At 43.8% G+C, this 18,708-nt stretch carries 14 protein-coding genes; all 14 read right to left on the bottom strand.

Annotation, left to right across the window (positions count from 1 at the left end; genetic code table 11):
• Positions 1-108: 108 nt before the first annotated feature.
• The 14 genes from PHEP_RS01725 to PHEP_RS01660 all read right to left on the bottom strand — a co-directional run bounded on the left by PHEP_RS01725 (position 109) and on the right by PHEP_RS01660 (position 18,706).
• Positions 109-924 (bottom strand): DUF4397 domain-containing protein, encoded by an 816-nt coding sequence (locus PHEP_RS01725; protein WP_012780523.1) that lies wholly within the window; start codon positions 922-924, stop codon positions 109-111.
• 11 nt (positions 925-935) lie between these two features.
• The gene (locus PHEP_RS01720) at positions 936-1,934 is read right to left on the bottom strand and encodes a DUF5017 domain-containing protein (RefSeq protein WP_162141679.1); all 999 of its coding nucleotides are present in this window, start codon (positions 1,932-1,934) and stop codon (positions 936-938) included.
• Between the two features lie 20 nt (positions 1,935-1,954).
• Positions 1,955-3,793, bottom strand: coding sequence for a RagB/SusD family nutrient uptake outer membrane protein (locus PHEP_RS01715; protein ID WP_012780521.1), 1,839 nt, complete (start codon positions 3,791-3,793; stop codon positions 1,955-1,957).
• 23 nt (positions 3,794-3,816) lie between these two features.
• On the bottom strand, positions 3,817-6,987 hold the full coding sequence (locus PHEP_RS01710) for a SusC/RagA family TonB-linked outer membrane protein (protein ID WP_238326530.1): 3,171 nt from the start codon (positions 6,985-6,987) through the stop codon (positions 3,817-3,819).
• 209 nt (positions 6,988-7,196) lie between these two features.
• Positions 7,197-8,342 (bottom strand): alpha/beta fold hydrolase, encoded by a 1,146-nt coding sequence (locus tag PHEP_RS01705; RefSeq protein ID WP_012780519.1) that lies wholly within the window; start codon positions 8,340-8,342, stop codon positions 7,197-7,199.
• 173 nt (positions 8,343-8,515) lie between these two features.
• The gene (locus PHEP_RS01700) at positions 8,516-10,660 is read right to left on the bottom strand and encodes a hypothetical protein (RefSeq protein WP_012780518.1); all 2,145 of its coding nucleotides are present in this window, start codon (positions 10,658-10,660) and stop codon (positions 8,516-8,518) included.
• 51 nt (positions 10,661-10,711) lie between these two features.
• Positions 10,712-11,518, bottom strand: coding sequence for an amidohydrolase family protein (locus PHEP_RS01695; RefSeq protein ID WP_012780517.1), 807 nt, complete (start codon positions 11,516-11,518; stop codon positions 10,712-10,714).
• Positions 11,508-12,482, bottom strand: coding sequence for an amidohydrolase family protein (locus PHEP_RS01690; protein WP_012780516.1), 975 nt, complete (start codon positions 12,480-12,482; stop codon positions 11,508-11,510). The genes PHEP_RS01695 and PHEP_RS01690 overlap by 11 nt, the downstream gene beginning before the upstream one ends.
• 16 nt (positions 12,483-12,498) lie before the next feature.
• A complete protein-coding gene (locus PHEP_RS01685; RefSeq protein WP_012780515.1) occupies positions 12,499-13,434 on the bottom strand; it encodes an amidohydrolase family protein in 936 nt (311 codons plus the stop codon).
• 15 nt (positions 13,435-13,449) lie between these two features.
• Entirely contained in the window at positions 13,450-14,376 is a 927-nt protein-coding gene (locus tag PHEP_RS01680; protein ID WP_238326529.1) for an amidohydrolase family protein, read from the bottom strand.
• A complete protein-coding gene (locus PHEP_RS01675) occupies positions 14,373-15,881 on the bottom strand; it encodes a PQQ-dependent sugar dehydrogenase (protein ID WP_012780513.1) in 1,509 nt (502 codons plus the stop codon). The genes PHEP_RS01680 and PHEP_RS01675 overlap by 4 nt, the downstream gene beginning before the upstream one ends.
• A gap of 4 nt (positions 15,882-15,885) precedes the next feature.
• Complete coding sequence (locus PHEP_RS01670; protein ID WP_036675093.1) at positions 15,886-17,034, bottom strand: plastocyanin/azurin family copper-binding protein; 1,149 nt, start codon at positions 17,032-17,034, stop codon at positions 15,886-15,888.
• Positions 17,025-18,254 (bottom strand): RidA family protein, encoded by a 1,230-nt coding sequence (locus tag PHEP_RS01665; protein ID WP_012780511.1) that lies wholly within the window; start codon positions 18,252-18,254, stop codon positions 17,025-17,027. Before PHEP_RS01665 ends, PHEP_RS01670 begins: the two co-directional genes overlap by 10 nt.
• 17 nt (positions 18,255-18,271) lie before the next feature.
• Complete coding sequence (locus PHEP_RS01660; RefSeq protein ID WP_012780510.1) at positions 18,272-18,706, bottom strand: high-potential iron-sulfur protein; 435 nt, start codon at positions 18,704-18,706, stop codon at positions 18,272-18,274.
• Between the last annotated feature and the right edge of the window lie 2 nt (positions 18,707-18,708).

The following is an 18,708-nucleotide window of genomic DNA, read 5'->3' as shown; positions in this document are numbered from 1 at the left end:
GTTTTTTTAGTAGGCGGCCTATTGTGTTTGGTAAACATCTTTATGAGTTGTGACCATGACAGGTGATTGTTAGAGCGTTGATAAAAACAATCTCCTGGTATGCAATAGTTATTTGTTCTGCACTACAATTAATGATATGGGCGACTTAGTGGGGGTCTTCACGGTATATTGTGTAGACACCACATAGAAAGTATATAGCTTATCTGCTTCCAATGTTGTTGTTAAGTCGACAGTATTACTGTTGGCGCCTAATGCCCTAATCGTAATCTCTCCGGCCTCTTCTGTAGTATAATCGGAACTAAAGGTTAGCGCATCAGCCCCAAGAGTTTGAGTGAGGGTTGTAGATACTGTTGTGCTTCCCACTTTATCTAACCTGGAAAAGGTAATTTGCGCAGCCAGCGAATTTAATGGCTGCGAACTCATGTTCACAAACCGGATCTTTGCTTTTCCCTTGGCAGGAATACCGGTATTGTTGTCAATAACCGGAATTAATCCACTTTTAAGGGGAGATACGATTTGGGTAACTGCATCAGCCCAGGAACGGTCTTTTAGGAAAAGAGAATATTGCCGTCCATCTGAAATCGTTAATACTGTATCTGCCAGCGAAACTCCTGCCGCATTTTTTACTACAATTTTCCTGGATCCGGCCGTTGCCGGGAAATAAGCAGATGCCCCGGAAAAGGTAATGGCGCCACCACTATTCAGTTTAACATCATCTACAAAAAGATCGGCAGTAGAAGTACTGGTTAAAAATGAACTGTGTACAAGGCGTATACTTGTTGCCGCCTTTATCTGCTCTTCACCTGCGTCTTTCTCCTTTTTACAAGATATCACAGATGAAGCAATAGCCAGCATAAGCAGCAAAGTTGACTTTATCGAAAGCGATCTTGGAGCGCTTTCGATTCTTAAGCTTAATTTTTTCATCGATTTTCCTTTTATGGCGTTACAGTTATAGTTATTTCCTTAACTATTTCTTTCCTGTTATCTAAATTAACATTCAAAGCTACAAAGGTTGCTTTGTAGGTACCTGGCTGCGTGTAAGTATAGGTATGTTCTACTAAAGCTGTAGCCTTGGCCTGGTCTTTTATCGCTACCGGTTTGTCTGGACCCAAATCAATCGTATTTGTAAAAATTGGTTTACTAATCGCCCAGTTTTCACTTAAAGGATCATTCCCGGCATCGTTAACAGCATCATAAAGATTACCCAAAAGGTTAATTGTAGTAGTAGTAAGGGAAGATCTTGCTGGTGCAGTAAGCGGATTTTGATCAACCAATCTGAAACCGGCGCTGAGGTAATTGGTTACTATGGGGTTTATAGCAGGCCCTGCAACACTGATATCCTTATTACTTGTTATCTGAAAAGAGGTTATTGACCACGTTCTTGCTGTTCCGTTTACGGCCTGCGGCAGCGTTACATACTTGTAGGCAATATAGATTGGTTTACCGGCCACAATCAGGTCAGAAATATCCACAGGTACACCAGGAGGGGTAGGATTGGAACTTACAGCCGTATTGTTAATGGCATACCGGAACCTGGAAGTGATATCCAACCAAGTTGCAGCCTGGATACTAGTCATATCATAATTGCCGCTAAAGTTTGTGGAAGCTACCACCTTAAGGTGTGGTGGAACGGTATTGCTAAGCGTTCCTTGTGTGCCCCCCGTTACAGCGCTCATAAAAGAGAGCTTCGCACCTGCATTGCCTGCATCTACCAGACGGCCTGCCCTGAAAGCATAATCTTTTAAAGGCTCTCCAGAGTAAAATGAAACGATATTTGCACTTCCGGTGATCTTAAATTTTACCACACTTCCAACTTTATACGATAATGCCTCTGTTGAAACATCAAAACTCGGGGTATCCACTCCTGGTAATTCTTTTTCGCAGGATATCATTAGTAATACGCCTGCCAATAAGTTATAATATTTTAATTTCATAATCTTCGTTTTAAATTCAGTTAATTCCATCCTGGATTTTGCACTAACAATTTGTTGTTGATGAGTTCCTGACCAGGTATTGGGAAAAGAAGATGTTTTTCGCTAGTTGCACGGAACCAGGCTATCATGTGTGAGGTAAGTCCGTCCAATGTCGCCTGATTCGCAATCCCCTGCATACTTTCCACATATATTCCCCATCGTATGAGATCAAATTTGCGTAATGCCTCATAGCATAACTCCCTTGGCCTTTCGTCGCGGATAAATAGGCGAAAATCGTCCTTGCTTATCGTTGGAGATATATCAGCGTCAGCATTCATATACAAACTACTGGTTGCAGTTGCAGTTGTTCCACCCGCAGGAGGAGCGGCAATGGCAATTGTAGGTGCCGATGTATAAGTACCATAATTGAACCCTGTTACCGCATTTGGCGTTAAGTTGATCCCAGTTACCGTACCGCCAGCAACAACAGCTGTAGCTACGGCTCCGGTTCCTCCCCCGCCTGTAATGGTCACCACAGGAGCGGTGGTATAACCAGTTCCACCATTGGTTATGGTAAATGCTTTAATACCACCAATTGCATATGCCCGGCGCCTAACCAGATTTAATGCATCCTTTGCAGCTTGTGTAGGGCCACTTATCTCATTCTCGGCTTCTGCAAACATCAAGAGTACATCAGAATAACGCAAAATAGCAAAGTTAATAGGTGTTAAAGCTGCATTTTTAGGTGAAACTAATTCGTATTCCCTTCTCCACTTTGCTATCGGCAAGCTATAAATAGCCGCCTGATTTGCAGGCGCAGCTCTAAAAGATTTAACATCAGTTGTACCTACAAAACTATAATTCATGATATTCCATCCTCTACGTACGTCTCCAGGTTGGTATAAATTATACATTTTTGCAGTTGTCCAGATGTAACCCGGGGCAGCACCTACTGTTGCCGGAGCTGCCGGTTGCACAGCTCCGGCATTATATCCAACCTGTCCTGCATCTCCACCAAAGGTACCTGTGCCATTACCCGAAAATTCTACTTCCCAAAGGCTTTCTTTTATATCATATTTGTCCTGGGCTACTTTAATAAAAATGTCCGAATACACAGGATTGAGCTGATGGCCCGCCTCCCCATCATCCATTACCATTTTTGCCCATTTTCTTGCATCCTCATATTTGGAAACATCTTTGATAGGATTTCCTGCCATTGATAAACAAACTCTGGCCAGTATACCGCGAACAGCGGACTTGCTGATCCTTCCATTGAAGCCCAACGTTGTAATTTTAGGAACCAACGCTTCTGCAGCAACCATATCTTTCAGAATCTGTGCATAGATTTCTACATCGGTTGATTTTGCCAGATCTGTATTGACAATGGAAGTTGTTGGCTCGGTAACCAGAGGTACTCCGCCATAGCTTTGCACCAGCATAAAATAATAATAGCCTCGTAAAAAAGTAGCCTCTCCCCTGATCTGGTCTCTCAAAGTCTGAGGGATTCCTGTATTTTTATCTACATTGGCCAACAATACATTTGCGCGGGCAATTCCTTTATACAGATCTCTCCAATAAGCAAATGCATCGGCCGTAGAGGCCGTATGTGTATTACTGTTGAGATAAATATTAAAATTGCTTGCCCTGGCATAGCCTTCATCAGCTTCAAACCCTTTCAAATAGTGAATTTTGGTTCTGTATATTTCTGGACTCTGAAGAATGTCATATACGCTTCTCAGTGCAAAATCTAACTGTGCTGCCGTGTTATAATAGGTCTCGGGGGCAAGACTGTCCTCTGGCTGCGGGCCGTCAAGAAACTTTTTGCATGAGCTTATGCTTACTAAAATAAGTAAGGTTAATAAATAATATTTCTTTTTCATATCAATACTTTTATAAATAATGATTAAAATGCTGCGTTTAGTCCTACCACAATTGTTCTGGCCTGCGGATATGGAGAATAATCAAATCCTGGCGACAATACGGAGAATGGCCCGCGTGTTGAAACTTCAGGATCTATACCGGTATATTTGGTCAAAACAAATAAATTCTGTGCTGAAACATTCAGACTTAAAGAACTCAGAAATAATCTTTTGATGTATTTGGCTGGTAAGGCATAAGCCAGTGAAACCGTTTTTAACCGCAGGTATGAGCCATCTTCCACAACTCTTGAAGAATGGTAACCCACCTGCCCATGGCCTCCGGCACGATAGTTTTTACTGTTTTGGTTTGTTGGGGACCAACGGTCAATATAACTTGCAAACTGGTTCAAATCCGTTCTTCCGTTTGCATTACCTTCCAATATAAGCCGGTTGGCATTGTAAATGTCATTTCCATAAGACCATTGTAGAAAAACATTCAGGCTAAAATTCTTATAACCGAAGTTATTAGAGAACCCGCCAAAATGAATGGGTTGGCCACGGCCAATAATTGTCCGGTCCAATGAATTTACTGTTCCATCCCCATTTAAATCTTTATATTTAATGTCTCCAGGTTGGATCACTGAAGCTCCATTTGTAGGTACTGATGGCTTAAGGATATAGGTACCCGGTGAAGGATTGTCAAAATCGGCATATTGGTAATTACCGTCCCATACATAACCATACATCATGCCCAAGGGCTGCCCAACTTCTGAAAGATACATATCGGTAAAAGCAGTTTCAAATGAAGGAGTGGTTTGTATAAATCCCTGATCCCTGTTTAATGCAATAATTTTATTCTTATTAAAAGTGATGTTAAAACTACTTTCCCATGTGAATGACCGGGTTTTTATATTAACCGTATTTAAACCAAATTCCAGTCCCTGGTTACGCAATGAACCTATGTTTTTAGTGGCCGTTGCAAATCCTGTATGTGCCGCAATAGGGGCATTAGTGATCAGCAAATCTTTTGTAGTTCTCCGATAGGCATCTACCGTAAGTTCAATCTTATTGTCAAATAAACCCAGTTCATAGCCAATATCAGAGCTTTCAGTTTTCTCCCATTTCAAATTCCTGTTTTCAACGCCTGATATGTAAGCCCCTATATTGGGTGAGTTATTGTAGGAATAACCAGCTCCGGCATCCAGTTCCAGCTTGGCATACCAGTCAAAATCACCAATTCTGTTGTTTCCTGTTACGCCATAACTTAACCTCAATTTAGAATTAGAAATAAAAGTCAGGTCTTTCATAAAGTCTTCTTTATGCATATTCCAGGCAATTGCACCCGATGGAAAATATCCCCAGCGTTGTGAAAACTTTGAAGATCCATCGGCCCTTAATCCTGCTTTGAGGTAATATTTAGATTTATAATTATAATCTACGATCCCGAAAAAAGAAGAAAGTGTATTGCTGCTGGCTGTTGCCACAGGAGCGGTAACTGTTCCTTCATTCAGGCCGGCCATACCCTGACTTTCTTCTGGTAAAAAGGTAGAGGTAAATCCATTAGACTTACTTTTATAAGATGTTTGACTATTACCTCCTATTACCGTTAAAGAATGGGTATCATTAAAAAGTTTGTTATAAGTAAGGGTGTTTTCGTTCGACCAGGTGTCGGCAAAAGATTGAAGCACGGATCCAAATATACCCTGAGTAGCCAGTGGATTTAATGGGCTTGCCTGTGGCGTTTTTGAATTATAAAAGCGATCCTGACCTCTTCTAAGTGCATTTTTTACCCCTGTAACTTTTAAAATCAGATCTTTTGTTACATTATAGGTAAGATAGGCGTTCGCGTTAAAGTTCACATACGTATTATACGAGTATTCATTTTCTGCGGTTACCCTTGGGTTTAACCTGATGTCACTGCTATTAATGCTCTCGGGATCTCCGTCTTCATTCAAAATGTCGTAGGTGGTTGCACTTCCGCCGGTGGGTCTGTAAACCCAGGTCCTAAACCAGATTGCGCTGGAAGCACCACCGCCGGTAGGAATACTGGAAGCCTGCACCCCAAAAGCAGAAACATCCATATAATCTGCAGAGATACCGACTTTAAGCTTATTACTTATGGTCTGATCAAGTTTTGCCCTTCCTTGATATCTTTTGTAACCGGTGTTAATCAGCACTCCCTTTTGATCAAAGCCCCCACCCGATATGGCATACTTGGTATTTTCGCTACCGCCTCTTACCGCAATATTATTTATAAACACAGAACCGGTGCGAAGAATTTGTCCGGGCCAGTAAATACCCTTGTCGTTTTTATAGGACTCCAATGTTTTCCCATTGGTAAGATAGTTTGCCGCTGCATCTGTTGGGTTACGTTCAAACTGGTATTTTACAAATTCATAAGGGCTCATCAGATCAATTTCTTTAGCTACGATCTGGGCACCATATGAACTGTTATAGGAAATCACTGGTTTCCCAACTTTACCACTTTTAGTTTGAATCACTACAACACCATTTGTTGCTCTTGATCCATAAACAGAAGTAGCAGCTGCATCTTTCAATATGGTTATGGATTCAATATCATCAGGGTTCAAGCTGGTACTTTCAACCGCCTCCGTAGCGAAACCATCGATAACGTATAAAGGTTGCGTACTGTTATTGATTGATGCCGCCCCCCTGATCATAATGCTCATGTTGCTACCCGGTTGTCCATCTCCTGATGACACTTGTACGCCAGATACACGTCCGGCAAGCGCCTCAGCAAATGAGGACACAGGAGCTTTATTAAGGTCAGACATTTTAACCTGGCCGATTGCACCGGTTAAATCAGTTTTCTTTACCGTCTGATAACCAATGATCACGGTCTCGTCTAATGATTTCGCATCATCAGCCAGTTTAACATTGATTGTTGTTCTGGCACCAACAGTGACTTCCTGTGTTTCTGAGCCAACAAAAGAAAAAACTAAAACATCAGTACTTTTAGCCTGGATGTTGTATTTTCCGGCATTACTTGTTGAAGTCGCCTTTTGTGTACCCTTTACTTTAACACTTACACCCGGAAGTGGTGCTCCGTTAGCTTCAGTAACTGTACCGGTAATTAATTTTAAATCTTGTGATAAAACCCGCCCCGGCATAAAGGAGGTCAGGAAAATCAGCATGGCTATTCCCCAGCAGGGAATTCGCCATGGTCGTTTGGTTTTGTTGTAAATTTTCAGCATGTTATATGGTTTAATTTTAAGTTTTATTAATAAGTGTACGTACCCGAAATATAGTATAAAAATCCGGATAGTTAAATAGCTCTGGCCGGCCAGCCATTTATACTGCTGACCCCTATCCATCTACTCCAATAAAAATATCTAACCTAATTTACTTGTTTAATTATATTGTTTTGGACGAAACTTATCCTATTTTTCAGCGCCGCCAGTGGTTAAAACAATAATTTTTTGTGAATACTTGTATGGTTTAGTTCCTTGTCAATAAATGCGTAAGCGTTTAGCCTGACTTCCGGAGGGAAATCGTGCCCTGCATCAGGGTAATCTACCTGGAGCTTATCATCAGCATTTAAAAATTTATATACCTTAGTTACATTTAAAATTCCTTCTTTTACACCCTTTACATCAAAATTGGCGTCACTTTTTGGCGAATTGGAGAAGAAAGGCCTTGGGGCCAGGCTTGCAATTGCTTCGTCAAAATCAAAGGGCATCTGCGCTGCATCCAGCTGATATTTATCTCTTACCAGGGGCATATAACGCATTTGTGCCCAGGGGCCTAACCGGCCACCATGTTTTTGGCTTACTTCGTTGCCTGCGTTATAATTGCCAAAAAGGGTCCAGCCACAGCTGGATACCACTACTTTGATGCGGGTATCAAAGGCACCTGCAAAAATGGCGTTGTGCCCGCCGAGCGAATGCCCGATCACCCCGATCCGTTCGGGGTCTACGTCTTTTCTGGCTTGCAGCAGGTCAACACAGCGCATATGGTTAAATATGGCTTTCATGGAACCGGATTCATACCTGTCCTTTTCAAAATCATAGTCTTTCAGGTCGCCAAAACTCGGATAGTCGGGCGCAATTACCACATAACCCCGCATGGCCAGTTCTTTGGCATAAGCCCTGTTGGCCAGCGGACTTTCCCCGCCAATGGATCTTTTTCCTAATGCACTGGTTCCATGCAGCGCCAGCATAGCGGGCAGCCGCTTAGGTTTCCCGCTTTGATGGGGAATGTATAGGTCGGCAGGTAAAATTTCGTTTTCGGCAACAGTAAAATTAATTGTATAACGGGTAAAACCATCTTCTTTAAGACTATCTGTAATTTGGATATCCATTGCAGGCAAACCTTTACGTCCAGGCAATTTACCCATTACCTGCTGCATACGCTCAAGGATTTGCTGTCGCTTGATCTGCCATTCGGCCTTGGTACTGACAGGCTTTTTCTGACCGGATCTATTAACGTAAACCAGGAGCTCCGGGCCTGATGATGCTATCGGGACAGCTATAGCAAGTGCAGCCCCTGCAAAAAAGAACAGTAAAGGCACCGCTGCAAATAGTTTTTTAGTAAAATTAATAATTTTCATAGGAAATAATTTTACATGCCCAATGGTACATCTTAATGTTAATATGAATGGTTTAGATAGTTACGGTTACGTACCCTAATATAGGTAATATTTTTATAAAACAAATGAAAAGTAATATTATTTTACAATTAACACTTTGTAAGGTAAGTTTTTATAACAAAAAATAAGCTAACCTACACAGCGTTTATCAGTTCTGCATAAACCTTAATGCCATTTAAGTCAACATTGAAAGTAGAATACCCCTTTTTACTTTTAAATACAGCTACATTTCTTTGATTTTCGGCCAGTTCAGGGCTTGATACCTTTAGGTCTGTTAATTTTATCCGTTCTGTATGTATTTCGTACTGCAGTTTGTTGTTTTCTATCTTAGAGCTGATATCGGCCAGTATACTGATACCAGAGTTGTCTTTTATGCTGGGGTGCGGTATACCAGTAAGTGCCGTATTCATCAAATGTATAACCGGTTTATTCTTGTAGATCCGTATCCTTGCCACCCAGCCTTTATCGCCGGCAATTTGCCTGATAACCGGCTTCAGGTTTCCCTGGGCAATGAGTTTACTGAGCACATCTGATCTGGTAATAGAATCGATAAAAACAAGGTTTTTATATTTTGTGCTGCGCAGTTCATCCGACAGGGGAACAGTCCGTTTAAATCCTTTTCCGTCATGGGTTCCAAACGGAAGGGCCAGCCATGCCTTTCCCCCGGCAGCCAGATAGCTTTTTATGGCATTAAACTGGGCATCAGAAACACAGCCTACCCCGTCCAGGACCAGGGGAGTCTGATCTTTTTTCAACGCAGCAGCATCAGCCAGTTCTTCATAGCGCACAAAGCGGTAACCTATGTTGTTTTCGAGCAGTTTTTTTGACCAGGTTTTGGCATGGGTCCAATGCTCCTGTCCTTCATCATCCCGCCAGCCATTGTCTTTACACAATTTATTGTTTACCACTCTTACCTCTACCAGATCTTTACCTTCCCTTGCTTTCATGGGGCTGTGCTTAACTTCCCATAAATTAGAAGGGCGGATTACATCCTCCATTTCCATGGCATCGGCAGGGTCTTCTTCCAGGCGCTGGTTGTGCGTACTGCTCCAGTTGGCTACCCCCCAGAAGCGGCTTAACGCCCAGCCAAAATATCCGCCTTTCTCGTAAATGGTATAACTTAAAGCCATTGCAGGCGCATTACCCCGTTTATCGGCAATATCTTTTTGGTTCAGGGCCTCCGCATCCATGTGCGTCCAGTCGACACTCTTCACATTGGTACCCACATTTTCGAGCATAAAGAAGTCGAGATAAGGGGCCATTTTTTCCAGATCGAGCGAGATGCCGTTCAGCACGATAGGGCCGGTACTGGAACAACAGGACATCAAAGGCTTATCACCTGCAATCCTTTTCACCATTTTTACATGGTCAACAATCACATCCGTTTTCATCCTTAACCAATCCCTGAATGCAGGGTTTTCATAATTGCCCCATTGCAGCATAGGCTTCTTAACGTCTCCCCAAAAGCTTTTTTCGCCAAATGCAGGGATTTCATGCCCGTAATCTTTTTTAAAGCGGTCGCGGCAATATTTACAACCACAAGTTGTTAAGCCAGAGTAATCACACATGTCATCCACTTCAATGCCATCAATAGGTACTTCTTTGAAAAGCCTTTCCAGGTACCTGGCATGCATGTCCAGAAAACCAGGATTGTTGTGGCAAAAAGTTTCCATCTGATACTGCCGGGCATAACCCCTGCTGCCATCACGGATGTCGACCTCACAGATATCATTAAATAAATGGCCTTCATACTGGGCAAATGCTGCGGCTTTGGGATCATGGAACAACAATACATGATGGCGCTGCCCCCGGTGTAATTTTTTAAACTCCTCCTCGCCTCTTGGTCTTTCGACATGGTTACAGGAGTAGTGGTCCATAAACTTGATGTTGTATTTATGGAGTTCATCGCATACATTGGCCATATAACCGTGCAGCTGCCCAAAATAATTTGAAAAGTCGAACCGGATATGACAGCCGTAATTGATGGCCAGATCTATTTCGGCCTCGGCAAAAGCGGCTGCTCTTCGTTTTATTTTATCGACGATCTTTTTTTGCGACCATTGCAGGTCTTCTATGGTTACCCACCAGCTTGCAGCGCGCTGGGGCACAAAAGGTACGGAAGGGTTTTGTGGCAGGCCAACTATCGTTGCCCTCCTGTCAACAAGTGTATTTCCGGTTGTGCCGGCATACGTTTTAGTAAAGCCGTTGGTAAGCGCCAGGCCAAGACCTGTTAAAGAAATCTTTTTTATAAAATCGCGGCGGTCATTTGTGTGTTTCATTGAGCTTGTTGATCTGCTTAAATGCTATAAATTAATTGGATAAAAAGAGCCTTATATTCCGAGCATCTTTTTTGCGTTCCCCGACCTTAACAGCTCTTTGGTCTGTGCATCTGTTTCAGAGGGTCCCATAGATTCTATGCGCAATTGTCCGGTCAGGTAATCTAAAATGGGTGCATGTGTGCCAAAAGCAAACTTATCTTTACCGTAGCGGTCAATAAATTCGGCCATATTGGTAATGGCCCGTCCCGAAGTATCGAACAGCAAATTGCTTTTCTTTACGAGGCCCATTTCTTCATCATTCAGCGCTGCATTGTTGGCAAAGTTCAGGATCATGTATTTGGCATCCGGGACTTCCCTTACTATCGGCAAAATGTTTTTCAGGTTCCATTCTGGTTTCGGCGTGCCTACCACATAATCGATGTCCATCCAGGACCGCTGCCGGCTGTCGACCATCCGGAAATTGAATGCCACCGGCAGGCCGTAGTCGCGCACCCTTTTTACCAGCTCAATACATGCCGGGTCGGTAATGCCAAAATCGTGGTATTTGGGATAGATCCGGATGCCCTTAAAGCCATATTTCTTTACACAAACCTCCAGGTCATCTTTCCAGCCGGCATAGATGGGGTTGATGACACCGAAAGGGATAAACCGATCGCCAAACTTCCGGTTAGACCTGATCTCATCGTATAGTTCTTCATTTGCGGAGGCTGTATTTTTATAAAAAATGCCATTCAGGTTGCTGATCACAGAGCTATCGACCCCAAACTTATTCATCCGGCCCAATAGCCCCTCGCAGGTATTGTACTTAAGCTGCTGAAATGGCCAGTGGCCAACATACGCATTGATATCAATCAACATGGTGTCCTCCTTTTCTTAAAATATTGTTAAAGTTTTCAAAAAATATCTTTTTTCTCTGGCTTTCATTCAGGTTAGAAGCCAGGATCTTGCCTACACTCTGGTAATACATATTGTCAGAACCAAAAAGCAGACGGTCTTCTCCAAGCTCCTGCAATGCAAAATCAATCATCCATTCTTCGTTGTTACTTCCCGAAGTGTCAACATATACATTCGGACTGTGTTTTAAGGCTTTGCACATGTACTCCCAATCGCCTCCACCGCCTATATGCGCATGCTGGAACATACCTTCCGGGTATCTTTTGGCAATGGCCACAAAATCTTCCGGGATAGACACATTCAGGGGTTTGCGCCCATCGTATATCATGCGGTAGCCGCCCACGCCCAGCTGCGTTTCGGCATGGGTATGGATGATCATTTTCAGGTCGATCATTTTTTCCACTATCGGATAGAATGCCGGATCGCTGATCTTTGTCTGGTAATAGGTTTTTGCGCCAACCATCCCCTGGTCAACGCATCTCTTGATTTCATCCATGGATTCCTTAAGGTGTACCGGATTAAAGGTAAAGCTCCCGGTAAACCGGTCGGGATGCAGCTTCATCACACCAAGTATGATGTTGTTGTGGTCGATAAATGCTTCCACGCTGCCATCCGGAATCCCTTTGATGAGCCTGGTTACCGGCTTTGAAAGGACCAGTTTCCGGATATTGAGCCGGTCTGCATAATCGATCAGCACTTCAGCAAACTTCTTTTGTGCCGCCGGATCACTGTTTCCAAGATCAACATGCACATGGGCATCTATTTTAGGGTACTTCATCACTTCTTTCATGATGTCGTACCTGCCAGCCAGGGCACTGGTGCTGGCCTGCGCAGTTTCTACCTTTGAATTTATTCCAAAAAGGCTTTCTGATACGATCAGCCCGGCCGCTGAAAGTCCGGTACTGGCAAAAAATTTCCTTCGGTTCATTTGCAATGTGTTTAGATTAAAAATTCCTGCCCGACTTTTTCAGGACGTTGTTATAGTTGTCGAAAAAGATCTTCTTTCTTTGTGTTTCGGTTAAACCGGAACACAGGATTTTGCCAACGCTTTGATAATAACAGTTATCCGATCCAAAAAACAAACGGTCTTCCCCAAGTATCTCCAATGCCGCATCTACCATATTTTCGGGATTATTGCTCCCCGAGGTGTCTACATAAATATTGGGATGGTTCCGGAACGATTTACAGGCATATTCCCAATCGCCGCCGCCACCGATATGTGCATATTGAAACATAGCCTCGGGATACCGTGTGGCGATGTCTACAAAATCTTCTGGAATAGATGTATTTGGTTTGCTGTTGGTATCGTATTTCATCCGGTAGCCGGCAAAGCCCAGCTGACAATGGGCATGCATATGGATGATCATGTTAAGGTCGATAAATTTTTCAATGATGGGATAAAACAGCGGATCGTTGATTTTAACCTGGTGATATACTTTTAAGCCGATCATGCCTTCGCCTACACAACGTTTTATTTCTTCCAGTGATTCTTTCTGATAGTTTACATTTAAGGTAAGCTGCCCGGTAAACCTGTCGGGAAACTGTTTCATCACTTTCAGCACCAGATCGTTATAGCCTCTAAAATCTTTGGGTGTGCCTTCCCCGCTGGTTATTGGCCTGGAGATGATCATTTTAGTGATGCCAAATTTTTCGGCAAATTCGATATTCCCTTCGGGCCCGCCATCAAACAGGTGGACATGGTTATGGGCATCGATCTTTTTATACTTTAAAATTTCTTTTACAGGGTCATAAGCCGGCTTTTTATCTGCAAATAGACCGGACTTTTCACTGGCCCTGACTTCTTCCGGCAATGCGGCGGACAGCAGCATGCCCGCGGCAGAAAGGGTACTGGCATTAATAAATTTCCTTCGGTTGATCATAGCTTCTGTTTTAAATTACCTGATGTTTCGTCCCGATTTTCTTAAAATGTTATTGTAGTTTCCGAAAAAGACCTTTTGTTTCTGGTTTTCACTTAAGCCTGACGAAATGATCTTGCCCAGTCCCTGTAAGTAAGCTCCGTCACATCCAAAAAGCACCCTGTCTTCACCCAGTGTTTTTACCGCAAAATCAATCATGTGCTCTTCATTGTTGCTACCCCCGGTATCTACATAAATGTTGGGCAGATTTTTAAATGCCTTACAGGCATACTCCCAGTCACTGCCCCCGCCAATATGGGCATATTGAAACATGGCCTCAGGATACCTTTTTGCCATGTCGGCAAAATCTTCAGGCAGGGATATTTCTGGTGTGGTTTTTACATCATATTTCATCCGGTAACCGCCAACACCAAGCTGACTTTCGCCATGTACGTGGATGATCATGTTGTAATCTATAAAATTTTCAATTACGGGATAAAAAACCGGGTTATTGATCCTCACCTGGTTATAAAGTTTCATACCAATCATGCCCTGGTCTGTGCAGCGACGGATCTCTTCCAGCGACTCTTTCTGATATACGGGATTAATGGTCACCTGTCCGATCAATCTGCCGGGATACCGCTTCATGGCCTGAAGTACCTGGTTGTTATAAGCTTTAAATTCTGCAGGTGTTTCGCCCATTTTTTTGGCTATGGGCACAGAGATGATGAGTTTTTCGATACCCAGATCATCCGCATAGGCCAGTTGTACTTTTGCCTGCGCATCCTGAGTATAGGCATGGGCATAAGCATCGATCTTTCTATATTTTAAAGCTTCCTTCATTACATCGTAACGGGCAGCAGCAACCTTATCGGACATCAGCCCGGCAAACCTGTTCCCCAGCATAGCATCGGCTGTGGAAACAGCCGTATTTCTGATGAAAGAAAGCCGGGTTACTGGGTTCAATTGTTAAGGAGTTTATTGAGTGTATAACAGATGAGTTTATTGGCCAGAGGTGTACCTTCTTTACTGCTCAGGTTACCCAGTTTCAGTTCATATACATAGCCTGGCTTTAATGCCGACAGCTTTATGGATACCTTTTTTTGATCGGATGATAGTTTTATACCGGTTATCGCTACATCCTGAACATCAAGTTGTCTGGAATTATCAGCGCCTTCGTTTTTTGCTTTGCGCTGGTACTTATAATAATAGTGTCTGAACTTGTAATTATCAGGATTCATCGCCTCCGTTTTATTCATGGGTTGCGTAAAGCTCAGGTCAAAACCATCTTTGGTCAGGGTCATGGTATAAACATCAGCAGGAGGTGTTCCATTGTAAACAATGCGCTGTATACCCAGATCCCCACTCCAGCCAAAAGCGATCTGTCCTACCCATAAACTCCCATCAGGGGCAAAGGCGAGCCGGTTGTTCCCTTTTCTTAAGCCATGCCCATCTATAAATGGGATGCAGGCCCCCTGAAGCTCGCCACCTACTTTTTCGAGCATAACCCTAACAATACGGTCCCTGTTCATTTCGCCAATAAACAACTGCCCTTTAAAAGGACCAAATTTACCAGCTGTAACATCACAGAGTGGTTGCGATGGTGAATTGGCCATAATTCCCTGGGGAAACAAAACTGCTGCTTTTGTACGCAGCTGTTCCAATTCGTTAATGGGTAAAGCGAAGGGGTTTTTAGCCGGCCAGTTTTTATTCCAGACCAGGCTGGCAGGATGGCCATAAAAATTGCCTTCCTTTACATGATACAGCGTACTGGTTTCTACCCAGTCGCTCTGGTTATCCGTAACAAAGAGGTTTCCTTCCTGGTCAAAGCCCAGGCCATTTGGCGAACGCATTCCTGAAGCGTAAGGATGCAGTTTTCCATCGGGTGTAACTTTCATTACCCAGCCACGATAAGGTACTACAGCATACATCTCATATAACCCAGTCTGCAAATCCCTGCCCAGGGGATTAAATTTACCCCTGATCTCGGGCCTTACTGCCCCACCAGGGGACGCCGTATTCAAGGCAATAAAAAGATTGCCCTTTTTATCTTTTACAGGTCCGTAATTAAATTCGTGGTAATTGCCAGACAGCCCAAAATCGTCGGTCACTTTTTCATATACATCGGCCTTGCCGTCGCCATCTGTATCTTTAATCCTCGTAAGTTCCGGACGCTGCATCACCAAAACCTCAGAATTGCTGACCGCCATAATGCCCAACGGTTCGTGCAGGCCCTCTGCAAATAAAGTCCATTGCCTGCTTTTTGGATTGTAGATCATGACTTCCCCCCGGATAAAGCAGGCTACCAAACGGCCATCCGGTAAAAAATCGATACCCCCGGTTTCGCTGGTCAGCCCCTCAGGCATAGGAATGTTCTCAACGGTATACGCTTCCTTTGCTTTTTTATCGTCAGCAGGAACAGCGCTTATAAAAAACAGAATTACCAGGCAGGCTAGGGTCTTTAATTTCATCTGATTACTTTTTTCTACTGTAAACTAAAGGATAGCTGGTCATGATGAGGGTAAATTCGCGGGCCTGCTGCGGATTGAGCCGCAGTTTTTCATGGTCCCAGTTACCTGCCGAGGCTTCGTATGTGACAGCCTCATCGTGTAGGTTAGCGGCAAACCAGACCTCCTTGTTTGCATCCGGGATCCTGAATTTCCGTACCAGTCCTTTGCCGTCTTCTTTTGGTAAAATAAGCTCATATACATCAATGCCATTGAGTGTATAATGAAACTCCGGATATTTTTCAACCAACCGATAGCCCTTGTATTCAGTTACAGGGATGGCATCCGGATCTCCGACCCTCAAAGGATAGGTGGTTTTATCGCGGTAAAAGATTGTCCCGATTATTTTTGCCGTAGCGTCGGCATGTCCCTTCCATAGGGCTGTATTGTCTACAAACCCACCTTTCCAGGCGTACCGTAACCTGCATACACCGGCATCCCAGCAGTAGGACAGGTTTTGGGGCAAGCTGACCGCTATGGCCGCTGGGCTGGCATCCTCCATAAATATGCGGTATAAATAGGGTGGTACTGTTGCATAAGGATGATCTGCTTTGGGCATTTCTTGCTGGTGTGCATGGTGCATGTCGTGTTTACCGGCGTCAGCAAGCTTGTCCTCCTGTCTTGCAGGAGGGATATTTGGATCATTTTTAAGCTCCGGCATCTTACCCTCAGCATTTACATACATTACGCCATACATCACAAAACCATGCCCGGGATAGGTACATACGTAAGGATATGCCCCGGCCTGCAGCGGTGCTTTGAAGCTAAGGGATTTAGTTTGTTCAGGCGACAGTATCGGAACAGACCACAAAACATCGGAAGATTTCGGGATATAATTCATTGCCGGGCCTTTTTCCTCCAGCTGCAGTGCTGCATTGACCACTGCCAGCCTTTTTCCGGGCTTTGTGATCAATAAATTATGGCTCATATCGTCTGTATTGGTAAAACTGAGTTTTACCAATGCGCCTGGTTTTACCGTAAACCTGACCACATCAAACTGTAAACCCGGCATTACTTTCAGTGTAACTTCAGTTACGCCATCATTGCCCTGCGCCATGAGCTGCATGGCCTGCAGAAAGAAAAACAGCAACGGTATAAGCCTCTTTATTAAAAACATACGCCGATCATATCTATACAAATCCCTTTATCTTTTAAACCTACCCCCTTTACCTTAGCCTTAGAGGCTGCCGGAGGACTATCGGCTTTATAATACTTTGGCCTGATCTCGTTTAATTCATTGCTGGTACTGTCGTTGGCCACATAATAGGTAGCCTTGGCCAGGTGGTTGAGGTCGGTACCCGACTGCTTTGCTATTTTTTCCAGCGAGGTATATATCTCTGCCACTTCTGCTTTTGCATGGGTTGCATTTTCGCCATACAATGAGGAAAAGTATACTTTTTTGCCATAATTGACCCGGGTAACTTTGGCATATACCGGTGATGCCGTCATCCCCGGAGGTGTAATAAAATCAATCTGCTTTCCGGGCTTTTGTAAACTTTTGGGAGCCGCAGCAATGAGCTCTATTTCGACCACCGGGTTAGTGCTGAGCCAGTCGACATACACAGTTGGCGGAATGGTCATGCCTGCAAAAAAATCCGCCATTTCCTGTTCCACAATACGGATGTCGGTTGCTGGACAAATGAATGATTTGAGCTGCACAATGTCTTCCTTTTTTAATCCTAAATGATGTAAGGTTGCCTCGAGCTGCTTCAGTGTTTCCCGTGTTGCTTCCGCAATTTTTCCTTGTGCCGCTTGCCCCGATACATACACCACACCTCCGGCCGGTAAAATGGCAACTGATGCCTGCTGTTTGGCGCTCCATAGATTTGCAGGCTGCAGGTATTTTACCTTTGTTGCTGCAGATGGGGCTACGGCAACTACGTCCATACCAATAAGTGCATCGGGGTGGACCAGATCGCCCGACACAAAACTAACCGCCGGCTTTTTCCCGGCACTGAAACGGCTGCCAAGATAGCGTTTAACCTCTGGCATCAATCCGGCATCTGCAATACAGATGTTGATCTTTACGATCTGGTCCAGGCTGCTGCCCGCAGCTTTCAGGGCCCCGCCAATGTTTTCAAAAACCTGGTCCAGCTGTTTTTTAGGATCATTTTTGCCCAGCAGCTGCCCGGTTTTATCTACCGGTAAAAACTGTGAAGTATGCGCAAGGGCTACTTCATTAACCACTACAGCCGATGCGCCACCGGTTGCCTTAGCTGCTCCAATATGTTTAACCACGGTGTTGGATTTATCAGCATATGATGATGACCGGTTATTTTGCGCAGAAACCGAAAAATAACCGCTACTTAAAAACAACATTAAAAGTACTTTCTTCATCCTTATGGGTTTTATAACTAATTGTTGATGGGAGCCCAGTAAGCACAATAACCCGTAGGGCGAACAGGACCTTTAAACAGTACACATCCGCCACAGGACTTGCCTTTTCCAGGAGGAAGATAGAGTGCACAATTGCTGCAATGGCTATCTTCGATTGGGGATTTGTTTACATAAGCCAGTTTTTTCCGTTTGGCAAGTTCAGCCGGACTTACGCCGGTCATGTCGTCACACGGATCTATTTTGGTTTGTTTGGTACTATCCTGAGGAGTTGGCTTAATTAAATTATCCTTCAGTGACGCAGGATCATCCGATAAGTCTGGCCTGGTGTTACTGCCCATGGCTACCGACTTAAATGCACTGGATCCAAGTAAAAGTGCCCCGCCAAAGCATATTGAACCAAGGGACAAGGATTTACCTATAAATTTTCTGCGTGAGTATTTATGATCTTTCATTT

It is taken from the genome of Pedobacter heparinus DSM 2366 (assembly GCF_000023825.1).
Classification (GTDB): Bacteria; Bacteroidota; Bacteroidia; order Sphingobacteriales; family Sphingobacteriaceae; genus Pedobacter; species Pedobacter heparinus.
This window is presented reverse-complemented; position numbering and strand designations above follow the sequence as displayed.